This is a genomic window from Myroides oncorhynchi (assembly GCF_020905415.1).
Lineage (GTDB): Bacteria > Bacteroidota > Bacteroidia > Flavobacteriales > Flavobacteriaceae > Flavobacterium > Flavobacterium oncorhynchi_A.
This window is the reverse complement of the sequence record NZ_JAJJMP010000001.1, coordinates 1,241,225-1,265,054: the sequence shown is the minus strand read 5'-3', so window position 1 is coordinate 1,265,054 and position 23,830 is coordinate 1,241,225. Positions and strand designations below refer to the sequence as shown.

Sequence of the window (23,830 nt, the reverse complement as noted above, 5' to 3'; positions counted from 1 at the left end):
AAAAAAGACACCTAAAAATTAGGTGTCTTTTTTTATACTAATAATCTTATCAATTATCATTAAAACTAAGCGTATTTATGATAGCTTCAACTTCCATTAAGATACTTCTCTTTCCCATAGAAGGATTATAAACCAAACCTTCAATAAACAAGTATCTATTTGTCTTTACATCTCTAATAGCATAACTTAGATAAGGTCCACTCATAAAACTATTTTGCATGTCCCAATCTCCTGTAAACTCATACACTTTTCTTCCCTGTTTAGTTGATTCACGTTTTATAGGAATAGAACCTTCATTAGGACTCATAAATGAATTATCTTCTATGGAATGAATATACATTCCATTTACAGAATCTTTGACAAACAGAAGATTGTTTGCTATCGTATTCTTATTATTTTCAATCCTACTCAATGGTATATCATAAATTAGAACGTTGCTATTTCCAGATGCAATATCTTTTTTATACCAAACAAATCGATTGTGATTACTCACAAGTTTATAAGTTGATGGTAGTGTCAAATGAACTTTAAACTTATCCTGAAAATAATTAGGATCAATTATACTTCCTCGACTTATTCGCTTTGTAATAACATCAAATTCAGAATTAAGAATAGAATTAGTGATAGAATCTACATTCTTTTTAAATTCATTAATCAAACCAATCTTAGACTCTCCACTTACTGAAAAATACATTTGTAGATCTGTAAACTTGTTCTGTTCAAACTGGAAGCTATTCTTGTTATAATTATCTGAAAACACGATAATATTTCTCCTATTCTTCGTTCTAGAAGAGAAAAGGTTAGGAGAAATCTGTTCTATAAAAAACTTTGACTCTGGAGGAGATATACCTTCTATAGGTTCGGCTAAATATTCTCTAATACTATCACCTACTGCTCCATACCAAAGTCTATCATTTATAACTACTAATATCTGACTAGATTCTTCAGTATGGTTTGTCCCTATATCATTAGCTGTTCTGTCCTTACAGCTTACAAATAAAGAAAACAATATTACTATAAAACAACCTAATAAATATCTCACTAGTACTTAACTTTATAAACTTTATCTAATTCACTCTCAACTTCATTCCAGGACGTATTGCATCAGATCCTTTCATGTTATTTAAAGACTTCAACTTAGTCACTGAAACTCCAGCAAATTTCTTACTGATAGAAGATAGTGAATCTCCTTTTTGAACGGTATAGAAATTACTCTTACTACCTTTACTAGAAGCCTGAGCAACTGCTGTTTTACCAATAACTAGTTTTTTACCAGGATAAATAACACTACTTTTCATGTTATTCAGTTTCTTAAGATCTGCCTGAGACAGTCCATATTTCTTAGCAATACTTCCAAGGCTTTCCCCTTTTTTAATAGTATGGTAACGTGGGTTGACAGAAGCTGTTTCAACAATAGATTCAGCTACAATACTATAATTTGGTTGCTCTTTTCTAGCATCTAAAAAATCAACATAAGCATACATCTTTTCTTCATTTGAAGCCATTAAACCAATCTTCTTAATAGGTAATCTCAAAAAGTTTTGTTTACCACTATCATAAGGGATTACACCTAATTTATAGGTAGGATTCAAGAAATTTATCTCCTCTTTAGAAACATCTAATAAACTAGCGATTTGGTCAAAAGACATTGTCTTCTTAATTGCAATAGTATCTGTTTCAACAACTTTTATAGGAGTCTTCTTTGATACAATACCATGCTCTTTAGCATACTCAAAGATGTACATCGTAGCATAGAAAGCGGGCAAATAATTTTGTGTTTCACGTGGAAGATTCGGTCTAATATTCCAATAATTTGTATATCCATTAGAACGACGAATCGCTTTACTCACATTACCAGGTCCAGCATTATAAGATGCTAAAACTAAATCCCAATCACCGAACATACCATATAAATCAGAAAGGAACTTAGCAGCTGCCTCAGATGATTTTAATGGATCTATACGATCATCTATATAAGATGTTACCTCTAAGTTATACTGTTTCCCAGTAGGATACATGAACTGCCATAGACCTGTTGCCCCCACTCTAGAACGAGCCACTGGATTTAGCGCAGACTCTACAATAGATAGATACTTAACTTCTAATGGGACATTCTGTTTAGCTAATTGTTCTTCGAACATTGGAAAATAGTATTCAGATAAACCTATTAACCTCTCAAAAGAACGTTTTCTCTTCTTTAAGAATGATTTAATCACCTTTTCTAATGTTTCGTTGTACTCTACATTAAATGGTGTTTTCTCATTTAATCGTTTTAAACGTTCTTTTAAAAGCTCAGTAGGCAACTCATCTAAACGAATATCTTCGTCATCGAAGTTTGCATCAGCTAACTCACTTTCTAACTCATTAAACAAATCTTGATTCATTAATTCATTCAGCCAACGCTTCTCAATAGAAGCACTATTAGCATGATTAACAAATGTTTTTTTGATCGAATCCAAATACACTGCTGGATCCATCTCCTTCTTTAAAGGCTCTGTCGGCGTACTCGGTTGATTCTGTCCCATTGATGAAAAAGAAATCAACCCAAAGGCCAATAACGTTAATACTTTGTAATTCATTGCGCTATGTATATTAAGATCCCTATGCTTGAGTATCCAAGCATAGGGATCTACTAATTATTCTTGTATTGCTTTTACTCCTGGTAATACTTGTCCTTCTAACATCTCTAACATTGCACCACCACCGGTAGATACATAACTCATCTTAGGCGCTAGACCAAACTGCTTAACAGCAGCCACAGAATCTCCACCTCCCACTAATGAGAAAGTACCATTCTTAGTAGCCTCAGCGATGAAGTTACCAAGCTCGATAGTTCCATTAGCAAATTTATCCATCTCAAATACTCCTAATGGTCCATTCCATAAGATAATTTTAGACTCAGCTATCACAGGCTTAAGGCTCTCTAATGTCTTTGGTCCTACATCAAGCCCTTGCCATCCATCAGGAATCTCATTAGCAGCTACCACTTGTACATTAGCATCTGCAGAGAATGCATCCGCAGCTATAATATCCACTGGTAAGTGTATCTGTACATTTTTCTCTTTTGCTTTTTTAAGAATATCTAAAGCTAATTCGATTTTATCATCTTCACAGATAGAATTACCAATCTTACCACCTAACGCTTTAATAAACGTAAAAGTCATACCACCACCGATAATCATGTGATCGATCTTATCTAAAATATTCTCTATAATCGTAATTTTAGAAGACACCTTAGATCCTCCTAATACAGCAGTTACAGGTTTATCAGTACTATTAAGTACTTTATTTAAACTGTCTATTTCTTTTGCTAATAAATAACCAAAGCATTTCTTCTCTCCAAAATACTTAGCTACAATGGTAGTAGAAGCATGCGCACGGTGAGCTGTCCCGAATGCATCATTCACATAAAAATCAGCTAGATCAGCTAATTGTTTAGAGAATGTTTCATCGCCCTTCTCCTCCTCAGCGTAGTAACGTAAGTTCTCTAATAAAATGATGTCTCCAGCCTTACTAGCAGCGATAGCATCCTTAACTGTAGCTCCAACACAGTCAGTAACAAATGTAACTTTACGACCTAATATTTCTTCAGTCTTACTTACGATATGACGCAGTGAATACTTATCATTTCGCTCTCCCTTTGGTCTTCCTAAATGCGACATTAGAATAGCCACACCACCGTCCTTTACTATTTTATCAATAGTAGGTTTAGCAGCTTCAATTCTATTCGTATCTGTAACATTAAAGTTCTCATCTAAGGGAACATTAAAGTCAACTCTAACTAGTACTTTTTGATCTTTAAAATCAAAACTATCAATAGATTTCATTTTTACGTATTTAAATATTATACCATAAGTTACACAAATATAAATCTTTTTACATATCAGAGTACTTGATTATTATACTGTTATACAATTATTTTAACAATATACACTTATTACTATATCACATAATAGTCAATAAACTAAATTTAATACAATAAAAACACATAATACATGATTATAATTTTCGTAATTAAACTATTTACATACATAAATACAAAATATAAAGAGGATACATTTTTTTACACTAACAAGTAATTAATACTATAATTCTTCTCCTACAGAATAAGTATTCTCATAAAACAATCCAATACTAAGTCACCATGATTCCCTTATGTTAGGCAGGTGCTCCCCTAATGATAGGCTGTTTTTTACTTATATAAGCCGATCATATGCCGACCACATCCCGATCACCTACATTAATAACTGAATACCAATAAGTTAAAAATCAATCTAAATACGCTAAAAACAAAACTTACTAGACCCCAATACCAAGTCAAATAACTTAATATAATAAACTATAAATTAGGCTAATAACCTTTAAAACAAGAAATACATTTTCAGTACTACCTTTTGACAATGCACTTTACTGCATACTAGGTGAATTCCATTAAATAATCAATTTGTATAGTTGTTTAATACACATGTATACAGAACAACACCGATACTCATTATCACTAAAATACCTAGACAATTATAACCATGAATATTTTAAACACTTGATAATTAATTTATCTTTGCCTTATGCAATTTTCAGATATCATAGGTCAATCCTTCCTAAAAAATCACTTAATACAATCAGCAGCATCTGGTAGAGTACCACATGCTCAGTTATTTATTGGTGGTGAAGGTACAGGTACACTTCCGATGGCGATCGCTTACGCTCAATACTTGTTATGTAAGAATGTAGGCAATGAAAACAATGGTGGAAATGAAGCTTGTAATATCAAGTTTAATAATCTAGCTCATCCTGATTTACACTTTGTATATCCAGTAGCAAATACTGAAGCTGTAAAGAAAAATGCTACTAGTGATTTGTTTTCTGATCAATGGCGTGCCTTTCTTAAGACCAATAAATACGGTAATCTTTTCGATTGGTATTCTCACATTGACATTCAGAATAAACAAGGTCAAATAGGAGTGGATGAAGCTAGTGAAGTACTTAAAAAGCTATCTCTTAAGTCTTATGAAGGTGGTTATAAGATTATGGTCATCTGGATGGCAGATAAGCTAAATACAGAGGCTTCTAATAAATTATTAAAGTTATTAGAAGAACCTCCTGCTAAGACAGTATTTATACTGATAGCAGAGAATGAAAAGAACATCTTACAGACGATCTTATCAAGATGTCAGGTGCTTAAGTTTGCTCCATTAAATACAAGTGAAATACAAGAAGCGCTAATCCAACGTGAACAATGCGACCCTCAAGAAGCAACGATTATTGCTAATCAGGCTCAAGGCAGCTATAATAAAGCACTTAGTTTACTGAATAACAAAGCGAACGCTTTACCATTCGAAAAGTGGTTCGTACAGTGGGTGAGAGCAGCCTTTAGAGCTAAGGGAAATGCGGCTGTCATACAAGAACTAATAGAATGGAGTGAAGAGTTAGCCGCTTTAGGTAGAGAACAACAAAAGCAGTTCCTAGAATTCTGTATAGAGCTATTCAGACAGGCATTGTTACTTAATTATCAAGCTCCAGAACTAGTCTACTATAAAACGACAGTAGATAAATTTAAACTAGAAAACTTTGCCCCATTCGTAAACGGAGGAAATATAACCGAAATATATAAAGAACTAGGTGATGCTATATACCATATTGAACGAAATGGGAACGCTAAAATGATATTTACAGACTTGTCTATAAAACTGACAAGGTTGATACATAAAAAATAAACAAAAGGCTGTCCATAAGCATACATGACAGCCTTTTATTTTATTCTTTTTTCTCTGAAATAGCTCGTTGATAGAGTTTAAGTTCTTCCCATGAAAACTGCTCTTCTGTACTCGCTTTTATTTCTGATAAAGGTTTCCCTTCATTACTAATAAAAAGTTGCTCTAACTCTTTAATACGAGCTTCTGGTAATACTTCTTTTAGCTCTATATGACCATCCATTATCAACTTACCTAAATGAGAATAGATAGTCGTTGTCGTAAGCTTTCTAGTCAATGCGATATCCTCTATATTAGGATTCTCTTTCCACATCTCTAAAGTAGTTACAAAGGTAGATTTCTTTTTCTCTTTCACACCATTCTTAGGTGTAGATGAATAGATTTCTATATCTTGCTCCTCTTCTACTCCTAGCTTAGTGCTTCTAATCAGATTAGCAATATTAACCAAGTGATTTATCTTATATTCACTAATCTCTAGTGAACGCAGATTCTCCTTGCATATCTTCTTATCTTCCTCTATAAGTTTAAGCACTATAGAAGCTTTCTTCATCTGGATAACTGTCTTTAATAAAGTTTCTTCTAAAGGTACTAACTCATCATAGAGCGCTTTTGATTTCTTAGCCGTCTTAACCTGAGCAATAGTAAATAGCAACTCAAACACCATGTGATCCATACGCGGAAAGAAGTAATCATATGCTTTAAGCACACGTTCCTTCGTATATTCAAATCTAAATGGCTCTTCAGCAAACAACGCTCTCAACTGATTAACAAACTTCTCAGAGTGTATTACCATCTCATCTAAAGAATTATTCATCTTCTGAGCCCAATTTCTAAAACTGTTCTTCTTACTGCGTTCTGTCTCTGTATTATAACTATGTAAGTGTGAATGCCACTGCGTACTTAGGTTAAACCACGAATAGGTCTCAATTAAAAACTTACCTAAGAAGTTCTTCGTCTCTAGGCGAAGTTGTAAATTAAGTTCTTCAACACCTGCTTTATTCTGTGCATAACTCATGACATCGCCATCATTAACTAGTCCATTCATCTGAATAGGTGATAATAAAACCAGTCCTTCTAATGAACGAAGTCTAGATAAAGCTACATAAGCCTGCCCAGGTAAGAACACTTTAGATACATCTAGTATAGCCTTATCGAACGTTAAACCTTGACTTTTATGCACTGTGATAGCCCATGCTAGCTTAAGAGGATAGTGACTAAATGTACCCATAACTTCCTCTACAATTTCTTTAGTATTAGGGTCAACCGTAAATTTTACATTCTGCCACTCGTAGCGCTCTACTTCGATAACTTCCTTATTTTCAAACTCTACAAATATCTCATGCTTCGTTAAGGTCTTCACTATACCCATCTTCCCATTATAATAACGCTTCTCTGCTGAAAGATCATTTTTTATAAAGATAACCTGTGCTCCTACCTTTAACGATAACTTCGCTTCAATAGGATATATTTTCTCAGGAAAATCTCCCACCACTTCTGACATAAAGCTATACTCCTTAGTAGTCAGTCCCTTTAGAGCATCTGTATTAATCTGGTCTGCCTTAGCATTATGTGTACTTAGAGTGATATACCCTGGATTATCTTTTATATTAAAATTTGGGTTCGTATATTGATTTAGTAGTGCTACATCTTCTCTAGATACGTTATTATTACGCAAATTATTAAGTAGATTAATAAATATTTGATCAGACTGTCTATATACTTTTTCAAGTTCTATATACAGTGGAGGATACTGACGTACTACTTCAGAATGAAAGAAAAATACACCATCGTAATAGCGTTTAAGAACATCCCATTCTTGATTCTTAACCACTGGCGGTAACTGTAATAAATCTCCAATAAATAGAACTTGTACTCCTCCAAAAGGCTGTTGGCTTTTTCGAACGGTCTGAAGCATAAAATTCATGGCATCAAGAACATCAGCACGTAGCATACTCACTTCATCTATCACGAGTAGCTCCATACTAATAAACAATGATTTACGGGCATTATTCATCAACATATGGCGTCTTAGAGACACCCTATTCTCAAACTTAATCGTATCAGTGAATATAGGCGGATTCTTTGTATCTGGTACAAAAGCCGCAAAAGGTAAATGGAAGAATGAATGTATCGTCACACCACCAGCATTAAGAGCAGCTATCCCAGTAGGAGCAACAATCACTGCATTTTTATGGGTCGTGTTTATGATCTCTTTTAACAGTGTAGTTTTACCAGTACCCGCTTTACCAGTTAAGAAAATTGACCTGTTCGTCTCATTAATAAACTTAAGTACATACTCCGCTTCTGCTGAAAAATTATTCATTCCTATTTTTTTTACAAAATACGATAATTAAGTTGTTCTAAACTAAAAAAGCCCCTGTAAAAACAGAGGCCTTTTATAAAGCAATTCAAACAAATTACTTCTTATCTTCAGTTGCAGCAGCAGGTTTAGTCTCCTCTAATTTAGCAGGAGTTGCACTACCTTTATACTTAGCATTTAATTCTTTTACCATTGCATCAGTGATGTCATTACCTTCTTTACTGTAAATTACAGTAGAAGCATCCTCTGTATTAAACACATAGTCTAACTTATTTTTCTTAGCATATTCAGCGATGTGCTCTTTTACTTTTTTCACAACAGCTTCCATTTCCTCACCACTTTCTTTTTGTAAAGATTGCATAAGAGTTTGTTGCTTAAATTGTAATTCTTGTTCTTTCTTTTGAAGACCAGCAGCAGTTTGTTCAGCCCAAGCTTGACCTTTTTGACGAGCATTAGCTTGGAAGTTTTGAACCTCTCTTTGGAACTGTGCAACTTCTGCTTCTAAGCTTTTTCCTTTTTCTTCAGATTGAATCTTGTACTTCGATTCCATATCTTTCATCTCATCATACTCTTTCATCAATTTTGCAGAATCTACGTAAGCAGTTTTGAATTCAGATGTTGGAGTTGCCGTATTATTACAAGAAAATAATAATCCTGCTATACCTAGCATTAAAATTGTTTTTTTCATTTTCGCTTTTTTAAACCTGTTGTAAATGTAATAAACTTTTTACAGTTACCTAAAAATAATTATCATATAATTAAAAACTATCATTTAACATATTTTAGATAGATAAACCTAATCAAAACACACTCTTTTTAAATACTAATTCTGATAATAATTATAAACAGCTATACATTGACTCAATTTTATACTAAACCCTATCTTAAATCGCTTTAAAATAAGAAACATAACTAATTATAGTTGTAAATCTTCTACCAATCAGATTCTATACGTCTTATTCCTTTCTTAGGTAATAAATCAAAGAAGAGTATTCTAAATTACTTCTAGCTTCTATATTTGACTTTAATCCTATGCTAAATGCTTTAAACCAATTTTTCTTACCAGTCTTATATTGTTCAGATAACAACGACACATAAAAACTGTCGAACAGCATTGGGTAAGTTTCTACAAGTGCAAAATTATATGGATTAAAAAGTAGAGGAATAGATGACTGACTAAAATGCCAAAGATGACGAGGTGCATCAAACGCTGCCCAATGTTTTCCATAATATTTAGCATCGTACGAATTATAATTAGGAACAGCTATTAATAATGTTCCTCCTTTTTTTAAAATTCGCTGAAGAGATTCTATTTGTTCATCTAGATTAACTACATGTTCTAATACATGCCACATTGTAATAGCATCTACAGAATGATCACTAATATTATCTAAACTATCAATCATAGTTACTCCTTTATCTATTCCTAATTGACGAGCATTTTGATTAGGTTCTAATCCTAGAGTAGTCCATCCTCTATTATTTCCTTCAACTAAAAATTCTGCAGTACCACAGCCTATATCTAAGAGTAATCCTTTAGCAGGATGTACATCTTCTAATATTTTAAACTTATTTTGTATCGCTTTTGATTTGACTATCTGATATATTTTATCAAAGAAAGTTTTTTTACTATCTGTATGCGAAATATATTCTGGACTCTCATAGTATAAACCTAATTTATCTAATTCTGGAACAGGTTCAGTTTTTAGTAACTGATAAGTTTCATCAAAATAAAGTTCGAACTTTTCTTTCGATACAGAGAAATCCTCTACTTCGATATATTTAATATTTGCATTTATATCCATCCATGTAGTTTTTAAAAGCCACACAAATATAAACAACATAAATTGCCTATGATTCTAAAACATCAAAAAAAAGATAAACAATATAACTCCAGCAAGTAAATAAAAGGTATAAACATAACCTTCCTTTCTAGAAATAAAAAAGTACTTACATTTAATTTCAACTCTTAAAGACATAATAATAAAAACGAAATACATCTCCTCTACCTCATTTAATCTTAATCATAAATAAAACATCTTATGTAAATTCGGTTTCAAGTAATATTGAAAACCCTCCTTAAAAGAATAAAGTCAGAATACACAAAACGCTTTTTATACATCACTCAAACATTCAACATAGAATTAATATAACACATTATATCTAGCTTTCTTGTTATTATATTTAACCTTTAAATAAGTAATATAATCCACTCTATTTAAAGGTTTTTATATATTACCTAAAGTAATACTCTAATAGATAAACAGCTTTAGAGCAGTAGCCTAAACAACATTTTAACCTATTAATAATACCTAAGTATATTGTATAAAAAATGCCTTTTGTTCCACGTGGAACAAAAGGCATTTTAATAATTTATCTATATAAAATATTGCTATCTACCCATATGGATAAGCAAGATAGATATGTCTGTAGGAGTTACACCACTTATACGTGATGCCTGAGAAATAGTAATAGGCCTAATCTTTTTAAACTTCTCACGAGACTCAAATGATAGTGATACTATCTTATCGTAGTCATAGTTTTCAGGTATTTTTACATCCTCTAACCTAGTCAATTTATCTGCATTATTCTTCTCCTTCTCTATATATCCAGAGTACTTAACTTGTACTTCAGCTTGTTCTAGAATTTCTTGATCTAGATCGTTTTCCTCGATATACGTCTTTACTTTCTCGAATTTAAGGATATCTTCTAACTCTATTTGAGGACGTGAAAAAACCTTAAACATCTTATCTGCTTGATGCATTAATGACGATCCTTTCTCCTCTAAAATAGGGTTTCCCTCTTCAGGTTTAATACTAGTTTCTTTAAAGAATTGCACGAAGTTTTCAGCCTGAGTTTGCTTATGCTCCATTCTTCTCATACGTTTTTCAGATGCTAAACCTAGTTCAAACGACTTAGGTGTTAATCTAAAATCAGCGTTATCTTGACGTAAAAGTGTACGATATTCTGCACGAGAAGTAAACATTCTATATGGTTCTTCTGTTCCTTTAGTAATCAAATCATCAATAAGAACACCTATATATGCCTCATCTCTTCTAAGAATTAATTCACCTTTTTGCTGTACTTTTAAGTGCGCATTCATACCTGCCATTAATCCTTGCGCAGCAGCTTCTTCATATCCAGTAGTACCATTAATCTGCCCAGCAAAGAATAAACCATCTATCAATTTAGTTTCTAATGTATGCTTTAACTGTGTAGGTGGAAAATAATCATACTCAATAGCATAACCTGGTCTAAATATTTTAGCTTTCTCAAATCCTGCTACAGAACGAAGAGCCTTAAACTGAACTTCCTCAGGTAACGATGTAGAGAACCCATTTACATAAATTTCACATGTATTCCATCCTTCAGGTTCAACGAATATTTGGTGTCTTTCTTTATCAGCAAAGCGATTAATCTTATCCTCTATCGATGGACAATAACGTGGTCCAATACTTTTAATACGACCCGTAAACATCGGTGAACGATCAAATCCTTCACGCAATAAGTCATGCACTTCAGGCGAAGTATATGTCATATAGCAATCTCTTTGCTCTACTAATGGTTTTGTTATATCTAAATATGAGAACTTAGAAGGGTTAACATCACCACCTTGAACTTCCATTTTACTATAATCTAAAGAACGTCCATCTACTCGCGGAGGTGTACCTGTCTTCATACGTCCTGAAACAAAACCAGCTTTCACTAAGTCTTCAGTAATACCATAAGCAGCACTCTCTCCAGCTCTACCTCCACCGAATTGTTTCTCACCGATATGGATAAGTCCATTTAAGAATGTACCATTAGTTAGAATTACCGTTTCAGCTTTTATCTCTAAGCCCAGATTAGTAACTACTCCTTCTATCTTATGATTTTTAATAATAAGTGAGCGTACCATGTCTTGGTAAAAATCCAAATTAGGAGTTCCCTCTAGCATCAGTCTCCATGTCTCAGCGAAGCGCATACGATCCGACTGAACACGGGGTGACCACATAGCAGGCCCTTTAGATTTGTTAAGCATCTTAAACTGTATCGCTGTTTTATCAGAGACAATTCCAGAGTACCCCCCTAAAGCGTCAATCTCTCTAACGATTTGCCCCTTAGCGATTCCTCCCATTGCAGGATTACAAGACATCTGGGCGATGTTTTGCAAACTCATTGTTATCAATAAAGTTTTAGAACCCATATTTGCAGCAGCAGCAGCAGCTTCTGAACCAGCGTGCCCTCCTCCTACTACTATTACATCATATTTATCAGCGAATATACTCATTGTTCCACGTGAAACATTAAATTAAATTACTTAGAAAATACTATTGTTCCACGTGGAACATAGCCATTTTCTCCTCTTCTTTACTGCGCATTAAACGCTCGTCTTCTGGTGATTTGTCTTTATATCCACAGTAGTGTAACACACCATGAGCCATAACTCTCACTAATTCAACATCAAAATCAACATTAAATTCCTTGGCGTTCTCACGAACTCTTTCTACAGACAAGAAAATATCTCCTGAAACTATTTTACCTTCACAATAATCAAAACTAATAATATCTGTCAATGTATCATGATCTAAATATTTTACATTTATCTCATGTAAGTACTCATCATCACAAAATATATAACTGATATCACCAGGGATTAATCCTTCTGAAGTTACTATCTCTTCTATCCAATCTTCATATTTAGTTAAATCAACTAATTGAAAATCAGTTTCATAGTTAAAAAATATCATTCTTTTCTCTATTAAAAAATAATTGTTGCAAAGGTACACGGAAAAATAAAAAATAGACTTAAAAAGCCCTTAAAATATCAATCTTACGAATTAAAAACTCAGATAGTTAATGAATTAGCTTTAACTCCCTTAAATACGCACCAAAACACATGCTCATAGTCAATACAACCACGTGAGCTTTCAATATTCTACGCATCTATAAAGTAAAATTCAAATATCAAAACTACGACGCGAAGTTTTAATAAAAATCTACAATAGTAAAGAAACCTAATAAATTTAGAAAACCAAAGTTACATAAATCATTTCCCTTTACACTAACAAAAGAGAAAACTATAAAAATAATTATTTCGATTACCCTTCACTACTTCCCTAAAACATTCCACGTGCAACATTTTTTTAAATACAACAATCAGAACACATACTTTGATCAACAGCTAAGAACTAAACTACAAAAAGACAAATCGAGAACTATTATTTACCCCATTACAATTCCTTTAAAATATTTTGTGTAAAACATTTTTCTAAATAGAACAACTACATCGCCTACTTCGATTATTAGATAAAAACATTTAAACATACATTTTAAAAGAAACTAATTTCCTTGCTATAATTTCCATAAAACGGACTAAGTCACATTCAAAAAAAAATATGGAAATCTCAGAGCGTTATAAAAGATTATTATTTTTCCAAAAAACTAAAGACGTAAGATAAAGTCCTCCGAAAAAACCTATACGTAAAAAATCTATAAAAAGAAAATGAAGTAAATCAAAAAAGTAATGGTATAACAAAATGTTCCACGAGGAACATTTTACTTTTATGAATGGCTAACCACTACTACACTATTTTTTATTTAGCATAGATCATATAAAATATTTGCTAAATACAGGAAGATTACCAAATACTATTTTCTTTTAACCTTACTAAAAAAGAACTACACACCAGTTGGATATCCAAAACTAATCAGAGAAGAAAATAATAAAATAAGACTACGAAATTCTAAATTTTAAACTTAAAATTCTCCTTGTACTCCTAAAAATTTACCATCTAAAAATTACCTTATTCTAGAAAAATAAAACTAAATATCTTATTTAAAAAATATACATCTAGATCCAATAATGAGATACTAAATATCTTAAAAATCCAAGTCCAAAAACACACAATACATTTTCTATATTTAACCCTGTGGCCCACCAAAAAACATATACACAAATTACAGAAGCTATCTATAAATTGTTGCACGATGAACAATGCATTTTATAAAATTAGAACCTACTTATATTTTTTTAAGCAAACTACAAAGCGTCGAAAAATATTTCGATAAAACACATCCTTCCAAGTTTTAAAAAACAACCCTCCATAGCTTCAATATTTCATATCGAACAAGATATCATACCATACATCGAAAACAAAAACAGTTATCAACGTTATTAACATCTATAATATATATAAATAGATTTTTTAAAATTTTAAAATAAACTAGTAGTATAGTATTGTCTGTTAATATGTACAATAACTTTTTTCTATAAATTCTTTAAACTTGATTATTAAAACTTATCAACAGGATGTTAATTCATAAATCCTTTAAAATAAATTGTTTATATTGGTTATTAACAAGCTACTTTTTGGTTATCAACAGCTATTTTTAGATAAATGAGGGTATGTAAAACTGTTCACAACCCATACTTTTGATCTTAATATCCTTACAATATCTTTTAGAAAGTATTTTTGCAAATGTGTGTGGATGAGCTGTATTGTAATTTATTTGAAATAAACAAAAAAAAGTTTTTTCTAAGTTTTTACAGTTATCAACACAAATTGTTAAATCTTAGTTTGTTTAAAATCAATACTATACTGTATCTTATTAACAATGGTGTTTAGAATGTAAAAGATTGTTTTATAATACTTTACAAAATATAGTAAATTTGGTTACTATTTATTTTAATGCCTGTTGTGAACTTTTATTGTTTATGTATAACACCCTTTTCACCATATTTTTTACTAGTAAACGCATTATTTTTAGGTGAATTTCAAACATATTATTCATCTATTTAAATTGGATTTTTAAGAAAATCAAACTTTACTAGACTGGTGTTTTTCTCATTATTTTTAAAATTCACATCCGTTTTACAGGTATTTTTTTTGACTATTACGTATACAGGTACTGATCGTTTTTAAGTAAAAAACTAGTTTTTAAAAATTCTTTTATGTCATCTTTTATAGGGGAATTTTTTGCTTGTAAATACATCAAAAAAATAATCAATGTTGTTCTTTAAAAGACTATCAAAACACTCAATTTTTGAACTGAGAAATACGGAAATATTACTCTATGATTAAGGGTAGATATATACCTATGTATTATGCCTTTTTTATTCTTTTATAAGTGTTGATTTTATATTGTTTTTACTGTGAGTAGTGTGTAGAAGAGTTTTGCTTTTGAGGGAAAGCTCGAGAAGAATAATAAGACTATACAAGGACAAAAACCTTCTCAGCCCAAGTATAGTCCTATGATTGTCCTTTTAATGTCCTATAATTCCAACATAAGGCTTGAATTTACTGGGTGCAAAGGGTGTTTGAGGAAATTAGTTAATTGAAGGAATATTAGTTAAATGATTGAAAAACAATAAATTAATAAAAAAGTGCTTTAAAAAAAAAGACAAAAATTTATCAAAAAGAAGATTTAGATTGTATTTGGAAGTGATAAATCAAAAAAAGAGATGATTTAGGGTGCTAAAAAGTAATTTTCTTAGTTGTTTAGGAATGGAAAAGTAAAAAAAAATAAAGAATTAGTGGAGAAGTTTTTATATGATTTTTGGTAAATACTTGTGGAGAATGGTGTGCAAACAAACTTTGAGATGTTTATTGAAGAGAGAAGAACGATCTATTCTTTATAGTTTAAAAGACATATATATTAGTGTAAGAGATAATGTTTAAAAAGGCATATTTGTCAAATTATATAATTCATGATTTGATAGGCTTATAGTTAGGTATACAAAAAAAAGGTCACTCTGTTACAAGTGACCTTAAGTATGATATTATTGCTGATTTTTACCTTCTTTTTCCATTTTGATTAGGTGAGCCATATTACTGATGACTTTGTCATGTTTCTTAACGAAAGGATTCTCTTCATCCCAAACATATCCAGCTAAAACTGAGCAAATTTTTCTTTTTACATCAGGATTTTCTGGTTGATGGAAGAATAATTCTTGTAGATTACCTGTGTACCATTCTTGAATATAAGTAGTAAATACGTCAATTCCTTTATTCATATGATCACTATACTGCTGTTGCCAGTTTACATCTTCCCCTTTGATTTGCTTTAATGCCAGTTTAGCTGCGAGCATACCTGATTCTGTTGCAAAACAGACACCTGACGAGAATACAGGATCTAAGAACTCTGTACTGTTACCAGTTAGTACATATCCATCTCCAAACATTTTTTGTACACTAATTGAATAATTAGCTAACTTAATAGGAGTAAATTCAAAAGGCAAATCACCGAATCGGTTAATGTAGAAGTCTGATAGTGTTATGGCTTTTTCTAATGCTTCTTTAGTAGAGTCATTAGTAGACAGAGAGTTAATAAAGTCAGTAGGAGCAACTATTCCTACACTAGTATTGCCATTAGAGAATGGTATGACCCATAACCAAACTTTAGTTTCTAATATATCAAAAGAAATCTGAGTACCTTCTACACCTTCAGGTCTACGGATATCATTTATATGGCTGAATATAGCTGAGTGAGGACTTAATTTAGATGCTGCATCTAAATTAAGTAAGCGTGGTAATACGCGTCCATACCCACTAGCATCGATTAGGAATTTAGCATGTACTTGCTTTACTTCTTTATTTTTATCTATAATAGTGGTAATAGAATCAGTTCCGTTAAATTCGATGTTCGTTACTTCAGATTCAAATTCTAGATCTATTCCTTTTTTAATCATTTCATTGGCAATAGCTAGGTCAAAATCGGCTCTTGGGATTTGCCAAGTCCAATCCCATCCTTCAGAAAACTTGTCACTAAAGTCAAAAATACATATTTCATTGCCACGTATAAAACGTGCACCAGGTTTCTTTTGGAATCCCATTGTGTCCAGTGCTGGTAACAAATCTGCTTCTGCGAAATGATCCATTACACGTGGTATTAGGCTTTCTCCTACTACGATTCGAGGAAACTTAGTTTTCTCTACTACTTTTACATTCACTCCCATTTTATGTAGATAGCTTGCCGCTACACTACCTGAGGGTCCTGCTCCGATGACTAAAACATCTACATTTTCATTTAACATTTTATAGTTGTTATTATGTTAATAGTATTAAATTTGCCTTAAAATATTGTACATCAAATTTATTGACATTATTTAATAATAAAAAGCGTTTAATCAAAAAATAATAATTTACTAGTAATGAATATCTTAAAAGACTTCTTGACCCTAAAAAACTTTGTAACTATCTTAAGTGATAAAGAGAAAATAGTTTTATCAGAAGAGTTGGTAGCTCGTGTAGAGAATAGCTTCTCTTTTCTATTAGATTTTTCTAAGAATAAAGTTATTTATGGTGTGAATACAGGTTTTGGACCAATGGCTCAGTACCGTATACAAGAAGATGAGTGTATTCAATTGCAATATAATTTGATTAGGAGCCATGCTTCTGGTATTGGTCATCCTCTATCAGTAGATCAGGTTAGAGCAGCTATTTTAGCACGTTTAAATACACTTTCGCTTGGATATTCAGGAGTTAATCTTAGTGTCATTCAGTTGATGAAAGAATTATTAGATAGACATATTACTCCTTTAATTTTTGCACATGGAAGTGTTGGAGCTAGTGGTGACTTAGTACAGTTAGCACATTTAGCATTAGTATTAATAGGTGAAGGAGAAGTATTCTATAAAGGAGAACGTAGAAGTACAAAAGAAGTATTTGCACTAGAGGGATTAGTACCTATAGAGATACGTATTAGGGAGGGACTATCACTAATGAATGGTACGTCAGTGATGACAGGTATAGGGATATTAAATTGGCATAATGCTAATACTTTATTAGATTGGTCAGTGAAAATGTCATGTGCAGTCAACGAAATAGTAAGTGCATATGATGACCATTTTTCAGTAGAACTAAATCAAGCTAAACTACATGAAGGACAGCAGTATATCGCAGAACAAATGCGTGCTAATCTATCTACTAGTCAACTGATAAAAAAGAGAGAGGAACACTTATATACTGGAGAAAATCAAGAGAGTATCTTTAAAGATAAAGTACAAGAGTACTATTCTATTAGATGTGTACCTCAGATCTTAGGTCCAGTATATGATACGATAAGTACAGTAGGAAAAGTGCTAGAGAATGAGATTAACTCTGCTAATGATAACCCTATTGTTGATCTAGAAACTAAGCAAGTTTATCACGGAGGTAATTTCCATGGAGATTATGTTTCATTAGAAATGGATAAACTAAAGTTAGTAATCACTAGGCTAACGATGTTATCAGAAAGACAGCTTAACTATCTACTAAATGCAAAAATAAATGAACTTTTACCTGCATTTGTTAATCTAGGTAAATTAGGGTTTAACTTCGGTATGCAAGGGGTACAGTTTACCGCTACTTCGACTACTGCAGAGTGTCAGACATTATCTACGTCTATGTATGTACATAGTATTCCTAATAACAATGATAATCAAGATATTGTGAGTATGGGTACTAATGCTGCTGTATTATGTGATAAAGTAATAGAGAACAGCTTCGAGGTATTATCTATACAGATGATTACTATTGCTCAAGCAGTAGATGCTTTACAGTGCAAAGATAAATTATCGCTAACAACATTAGAATGGTATAATGATATACGCGCTATAATTCCTACATTCGTAGAGGATGTAGTGATGTACCCATTCCTACAACAAGTAAAAGAATATTTAAAAAAATAAACTTGTATGAATAAACTCGTTTTAACAATAGGACTATCAATGATGATGGTATTTGCTTACGGTCAAGAACTAGCATTATTTAATAATAATGGCAAGGTTGGTTTTATTAATAAAAAGGGTGAGACTGCTATAAAACCTGTATTCAGTAAAGCACTTGGCTTTTCGGACGGATTAGCTGCTGCTGCTTATTCTGGTAAAAAGTATGGTTATATAAATACAAACGGTGAGTTTGTGATTCAACCTATTTATAGTTCTGTTACTAGTTTTAAAGGAGGGATTGCAATAGTTGTAAAAGATAAGCAAACATTCTATATAGATAAACAAGGTAATGAAGTTCCGTTTTCTAATTATAAACTGTTTGAGTTTAACGAACAAGGGGTAGCTATTTATAAACAAGGAGAACGCGTAGGACTGATTAATGCTCAGGCTCAGGTGATAGTAGAACCTAAATATGATATTATACGTCCCTTTACAGATGGATATGCTAAGGTATGTCTTAGTAAGAAATGGGGTATTATAGATAGTAATGGTATTGAAGTAGTACCAGTAGAATATTTAGAAATAGGTAATTATATTAATGGTTATGCTTGGGCTAAGTTTGGTAACTGTTTTGGAATAATCTATCAAGGTAATTTTAAGGAGATTATCGGTGCCGATAAGATATTAGATATAGAGAATCCTGAGTATATTATTGCTCGTAATGGTAGATCATGGGGAGTGGTAAATGCTAAGCTAGAGTGGTCAATCGCTCCAATTTACGATAACTTGCGACAAATGTCTCAGGGGCTTATAGCAGCAAAGACAGATAAGAAGTGGGGATATATAAATGAAAACAATGAGATAATAATTCCTCATAAATATACAGATGCATTAGCGTTCTCTAAAGATGGATTAGCAGCTGTAAAGGATAATAAGTGGGGGTTTATAGATACTAAAGGTACGTTAGTAGTACCATTTGAGTATGATATAACAGCACTTGGTTTTTCTTTTAAGACTCAGGGTAAAGGATTTAAGGATGGAGTAGCTAGAGTCAAAAAAGATAAAAAATGGGGGTATATCAATACCAAAGGAGAGTTGTTAGGCAATAAGTGGTATGACAACTTAGAATTATTTAGTAAATAAAAAATAGAGTATGAAAACTGCTATAGTAACTGGAGGATCAAGAGGAATAGGTAGAGCAATATGTTTGCGTCTAGCAGCAGAACATAAATATCATATATTAATCAACTATCAATCTAATGAGGTTAAAGCTTTAGAGACGCTAGCTGATGTAGAAGCATTAGGAGCGACAGGAGAGATTATTAAGTTCGATGTGAGTAATCACGATGATGTAGTATCAACTTTAAATGAATGGACAGAGACTAATCCATCTGCTATAGTGGAAGTCATTGTTAATAATGCTGGTATTACTCGTGATGGACTGTTTATGTGGATGCCAATTGAAGATTGGAATAAAGTGTTAAATACTAGTTTAAATGGCTTTTATAATGTAACGCAGTTCTTTATGCAAAAAATGTTGCGCAATCGATATGGTCGTGTCATTAATATTGTATCTGTATCTGGAGTAAAGGGTACAGCAGGTCAGACAAATTACTCAGCGGCTAAGGCTGGAGTAATAGGGGCTACTAAGGCATTAGCTCAGGAGGTAGCTAAGAGAAACATCACTGTGAATGCTGTAGCACCAGGATTTATAGAGTCAGATATGACAGCTGAACTGGATCAGAAAGAACTTGTGAAAATGATACCAGCTAACCGCTTTGGTAAGGCAGAAGAAGTAGCAGATTTAGTTGGTTTCTTAGCTTCTGATAAAGCTGGATATATCACAGGAGAAGTCATTAATATTAATGGAGGTATATATTCTTAAGATATGAATAACAGAGTAGTAATTACGGGTATGGGTATTTACTCTTGTCTTGGACTAGATTTAGAAGAAGTAAAAAAATCGTTATATACAGGTAATTCAGGTATTATCTATGATCAACAGCGCCATGATAAAGGGTTTAGATCAGCCTATACAGGTATGGTACCACGTCCTGATTTAAAAAGTGAATTGAGCAGAAGACAGCGTATTTCTATTGGAGAAGAGACTGAGTATGCTTACGTGGCTACAGTGGAGGCATTAAAGAATGCAGGGATTACAGATGCTTATTTAGAGCAACATGAAGTAGGAATATTATATGGTAATGACAGTGTGTCTAATGCAGTGATAGAGGCAACAGATATATTTAGAGAGAAAAAGGATACTGCTTTAATTGGGTCAGGTGCCATTTTTAAATCGATGAATTCTACTGTTACGATGAATCTATCAACTATCTTTAAATTAAGAGGAATCAATATGACTATTAGTGCTGCATGTGCTAGTGGATCACATGCGATAGGATTAGGATATCTGATGATAAAGGGTGGACTACAGGACATTGTGATCTGTGGTGGAGCACAGGAGATTAATCCTTATGCTATGGCAAGTTTTGATGGATTAGGAGTTTTCGCTGAAGAAGGAGTTACTCCAGATAAAGCGTCTAGACCATTTGATGCTTCTAGAACAGGATTAGTACCTAGTGGTGGTGGAGCTACTGTAATTTTAGAAAGTTACGAATCAGCCATGAAACGTGGGGCTACTATAATAGCAGAAGTTATGGGATATAGTTTCTCTTCTAATGGAGGACATATTTCTACACCAAATGTAGATGGACCAGCTACAGCGATGAGAAGAGCGATAGAACAGTCTGGAGTAGCAATCGATGAGATAGGATATATTAATGCTCATGCTACCTCTACTCCATTAGGTGATGCAAATGAAGCAAAGGCTATCTATGATGTATTTAAAGGATATTCACCTGTGGTTAGTTCTACTAAATCATTGACTGGACATGAGTGTTGGATGGCGGGAGCATCTGAGATTGTTTATTCTACTTTAATGATGAATAATGATTTTATTGCGCCTAATTTGAATTTTGAAAATGCTGATGAGGATTCAAGTAGATTAAATATAACGAATAAGACCTTAGATAAAAAATTTGATATATATTTGTCTAATTCTTTTGGATTTGGTGGAACAAATTCAGCATTAGTAGTTAAAAAAATATAAATAAGAAATGAATCACGAAGAGATTTTAGAAAAGATTAATCAAATTTTAATAGAAGAATTTGAAGTAGATGCAGATGTTATTGCGAATGACAATAACTTGAAAGAAAGTCTTGATTTGGATAGTTTGGATTATGTAGACTTAGTTGTGTTAATTGAGTCAAACTTTGGAGTTAAGTTAATTGAAGCTGATTTTGCTAATATTGTAACATTTCAAGATTTTTATACACTTATAGAAACAAAAGTTGCAGCAAAGTAAGTGAAATGACACAATGGCAAGGTAAATCAAAAGGGACACTCTTAGGATATAGAATATTTGTTTTTTGTATTAAGAAGCTAGGTATTAGAACAGCTTATAGTGTTTTGATATTTGTAGCTTTTTACTATTTAACAACAGCATGGAAGTCTAATCGTTCACTGTATTATTATTTACACAATAGACATAGATATTCTATGTTAAAAAGTATTGGAATGATGTACATGAGCTATTTTAGATTTGGACAAGTTCTTATAGATAAGACAGCAATTTCTCTAGGTTTACGAGATCGTTTTACTTACGATTTTGATGGAATTGAAATACTTAAACAATTATTAGAAGAGAAGAAAGGAGCGATATTAATAAGTGCTCATGTAGGTAACTTTGAAGTAGCAGAGTATTTTTTTGCTGACATTGATTTTGAGTGCCGAATAAATTTGGTAACAACAGATAGAGAACACTCATTTATAAAAGAATATTTTGAGAGTATATCTATCAAGACAAACCTTAATTTTATTATAGTAAAGGATGATCTATCCCATATATTTGAGATTAATAATTGTTTGTCAAATAATGAAATTATTTGTTTTACAGGGGATAGATATTTTCCTGGAAGCAAGGTATTGGTAGAGGAGTTTTTGGGTGAGCAAGCTGTTTTTCCAGCAGGACCATTTAGTATAGCTTCTCGTATGAAGGTTCCAGTTGCATATGTATATGTAATGAAGGAACGCGGATTACATTATCACCTCTATACTCGCCGTGCAGAGGTAAAACATAGAGATGCACAGCATCTATTAAAAACATATTGTGATAGTGTTACTCAGATAGTAAAAGAGTATCCATTGCAATGGTTTAACTATTATGATTTTTGGGATTCAGATAGGATGTAATAAAAGATGAAGAAAGTACTTGTTTTATATTATTCGCAATCAGGGCAGCTGAAACGTGTTATGGACCGTTTAACAGAGCCAATAAGTCAATGTGATAGTGTAGAAATTACATATTGTAAAATACAGTTAGAACAAGAATTTGATTTCCCATGGGACAAAGAGACTTTCTTTAATGTTTTTCCAGAATCATTTAAACAGATACCTCAGTCAGTATCCCCTCCCTGTACTGAAGTATTAAATACAAAATATGACTTAATTGTATTAGGATATCAAGTCTGGTATCTTTCCCCCTCTATTCCAATTAATTCTTTTTTAAAAAGCTCTTATGCTAAAACTTTATTTAAAGATACTCCCGTAGTTACAGTAAGTGGAAGTAGAAATATGTGGGTTATGGCACAGCAGAAGATAAAGATACTATTAAATGATTTAGACAGCACACTTGTAGGTAATATTGCTCTAGTAGATCGCAGTATTAATTTAGTTAGTGTGATTACTATTGTTGATTGGATGTTTAGTGGTAAACAACGCAAGGTTTGGGGTTTTTTGCCAAAACCAGGTATTTCAGATCAAGAAATAAACAGTAGTAATCGTTTTGGAACGGTAATTAGCGAATATTTATTAAAAGATAATTACCAAGGTATGCAAGATGTGTTAGTTGGCTTAGGAGCTGTAGAAGTGCGCCACTTTTTAGTATCTATGGATCGCAAAGCAAATAAGATGTTTAAGATATGGTCATCACTTATCTACAAGAGTAAGAAGAGAAAAACATTATTAAAGATATTTAATTATTATTTATTTATAGCGATATGGCTAATCTCGCCTATCGTACATATTATTCATCTAATCTTATACCCTATTAACTATGGGAAGATTAAAAAGGATGAACGATATTTTAAAGGAATAGACTAGAAATTACT

The 23,830-nt window shown here is 32.3% G+C and carries 17 protein-coding genes; 8 read left to right on the top strand and 9 right to left on the bottom strand.

What is annotated here, in order from left to right; all coding sequences use genetic code 11:
* Positions 1 to 49: 49 nt before the first annotated feature.
* From LNQ81_RS05590 to LNQ81_RS05580, 3 genes are read right to left on the bottom strand one after another with little or no spacing between them, the layout of a single operon-like run.
* Positions 50 to 1,042, bottom strand: coding sequence for a DUF4837 family protein (locus LNQ81_RS05590; RefSeq protein WP_229945172.1), 993 nt, complete (start codon positions 1,040 to 1,042; stop codon positions 50 to 52).
* A 25-nt stretch (positions 1,043 to 1,067) separates the two neighbouring features.
* The gene (locus tag LNQ81_RS05585; RefSeq protein ID WP_229945171.1) at positions 1,068 to 2,579 is read right to left on the bottom strand and encodes a lytic transglycosylase domain-containing protein; all 1,512 of its coding nucleotides are present in this window, start codon (positions 2,577 to 2,579) and stop codon (positions 1,068 to 1,070) included.
* A 57-nt stretch (positions 2,580 to 2,636) separates the two neighbouring features.
* Positions 2,637 to 3,827, bottom strand: a complete 1,191-nt coding sequence (locus tag LNQ81_RS05580; RefSeq protein ID WP_229945170.1) for a phosphoglycerate kinase — start codon at positions 3,825 to 3,827, stop codon at positions 2,637 to 2,639.
* A gap of 738 nt (positions 3,828 to 4,565) precedes the next feature.
* Here LNQ81_RS05580 and LNQ81_RS05575 point away from each other — a divergent pair.
* A complete protein-coding gene (locus LNQ81_RS05575; RefSeq protein ID WP_229945169.1) occupies positions 4,566 to 5,714 on the top strand; it encodes a DNA polymerase III subunit in 1,149 nt (382 codons plus the stop codon).
* 40 nt (positions 5,715 to 5,754) lie between these two features.
* Here the strand turns inward: LNQ81_RS05575 and LNQ81_RS05570 are convergent, their stop codons facing one another.
* The 6 genes from LNQ81_RS05570 to LNQ81_RS05545 all read right to left on the bottom strand — a co-directional run bounded on the left by LNQ81_RS05570 (position 5,755) and on the right by LNQ81_RS05545 (position 17,047).
* A complete protein-coding gene (locus LNQ81_RS05570; protein WP_229945168.1) occupies positions 5,755 to 8,034 on the bottom strand; it encodes a helix-turn-helix domain-containing protein in 2,280 nt (759 codons plus the stop codon).
* A 94-nt stretch (positions 8,035 to 8,128) separates the two neighbouring features.
* Positions 8,129 to 8,719, bottom strand: coding sequence for an OmpH/Skp family outer membrane protein (locus LNQ81_RS05565; RefSeq protein WP_229945167.1), 591 nt, complete (start codon positions 8,717 to 8,719; stop codon positions 8,129 to 8,131).
* A 268-nt stretch (positions 8,720 to 8,987) separates the two neighbouring features.
* A complete protein-coding gene (locus LNQ81_RS05560; protein ID WP_229945166.1) occupies positions 8,988 to 9,836 on the bottom strand; it encodes a class I SAM-dependent methyltransferase in 849 nt (282 codons plus the stop codon).
* Positions 9,837 to 10,423: 587 nt separating this feature from the next.
* Positions 10,424 to 12,301, bottom strand: a complete 1,878-nt coding sequence (mnmG, locus tag LNQ81_RS05555) for a tRNA uridine-5-carboxymethylaminomethyl(34) synthesis enzyme MnmG (RefSeq protein WP_229945165.1) — start codon at positions 12,299 to 12,301, stop codon at positions 10,424 to 10,426.
* A 40-nt stretch (positions 12,302 to 12,341) separates the two neighbouring features.
* Positions 12,342 to 12,761 carry an rRNA maturation RNase YbeY gene (ybeY, locus tag LNQ81_RS05550; protein WP_229945164.1) on the bottom strand — a complete coding sequence of 140 codons (420 nt, stop codon included), beginning with the start codon at positions 12,759 to 12,761 and terminating at the stop codon, positions 12,342 to 12,344.
* Positions 12,762 to 15,793: 3,032 nt separating this feature from the next.
* A complete protein-coding gene (locus tag LNQ81_RS05545; RefSeq protein WP_229945163.1) occupies positions 15,794 to 17,047 on the bottom strand; it encodes an NAD(P)/FAD-dependent oxidoreductase in 1,254 nt (417 codons plus the stop codon).
* Between the two features lie 117 nt (positions 17,048 to 17,164).
* Between LNQ81_RS05545 and flxA the strand changes: the two genes are divergently transcribed.
* From flxA to LNQ81_RS05510, 7 genes are read left to right on the top strand one after another with little or no spacing between them, the layout of a single operon-like run.
* Entirely contained in the window at positions 17,165 to 18,682 is a 1,518-nt protein-coding gene (gene flxA, locus LNQ81_RS05540) for a flexirubin biosynthesis tyrosine ammonia-lyase FlxA (RefSeq protein WP_229945162.1), read from the top strand.
* A gap of 6 nt (positions 18,683 to 18,688) precedes the next feature.
* The gene (locus LNQ81_RS05535; RefSeq protein ID WP_229945161.1) at positions 18,689 to 19,804 is read left to right on the top strand and encodes a WG repeat-containing protein; all 1,116 of its coding nucleotides are present in this window, start codon (positions 18,689 to 18,691) and stop codon (positions 19,802 to 19,804) included.
* Between the two features lie 10 nt (positions 19,805 to 19,814).
* Complete coding sequence (flxB, locus tag LNQ81_RS05530; RefSeq protein ID WP_229945160.1) at positions 19,815 to 20,546, top strand: flexirubin biosynthesis SDR family reductase FlxB; 732 nt, start codon at positions 19,815 to 19,817, stop codon at positions 20,544 to 20,546.
* 3 nt (positions 20,547 to 20,549) lie between these two features.
* Positions 20,550 to 21,770, top strand: a complete 1,221-nt coding sequence (locus tag LNQ81_RS05525) for a beta-ketoacyl-[acyl-carrier-protein] synthase family protein (RefSeq protein ID WP_229945159.1) — start codon at positions 20,550 to 20,552, stop codon at positions 21,768 to 21,770.
* Positions 21,771 to 21,777: 7 nt separating this feature from the next.
* Positions 21,778 to 22,026, top strand: a complete 249-nt coding sequence (locus tag LNQ81_RS05520) for a phosphopantetheine-binding protein (RefSeq protein WP_229945158.1) — start codon at positions 21,778 to 21,780, stop codon at positions 22,024 to 22,026.
* A gap of 5 nt (positions 22,027 to 22,031) precedes the next feature.
* Positions 22,032 to 22,913 (top strand): LpxL/LpxP family acyltransferase, encoded by an 882-nt coding sequence (locus LNQ81_RS05515; RefSeq protein WP_229945157.1) that lies wholly within the window; start codon positions 22,032 to 22,034, stop codon positions 22,911 to 22,913.
* A gap of 6 nt (positions 22,914 to 22,919) precedes the next feature.
* Entirely contained in the window at positions 22,920 to 23,822 is a 903-nt protein-coding gene (locus tag LNQ81_RS05510) for a flavodoxin (RefSeq protein ID WP_229945156.1), read from the top strand.
* Positions 23,823 to 23,830: the final 8 nt, after the last annotated feature.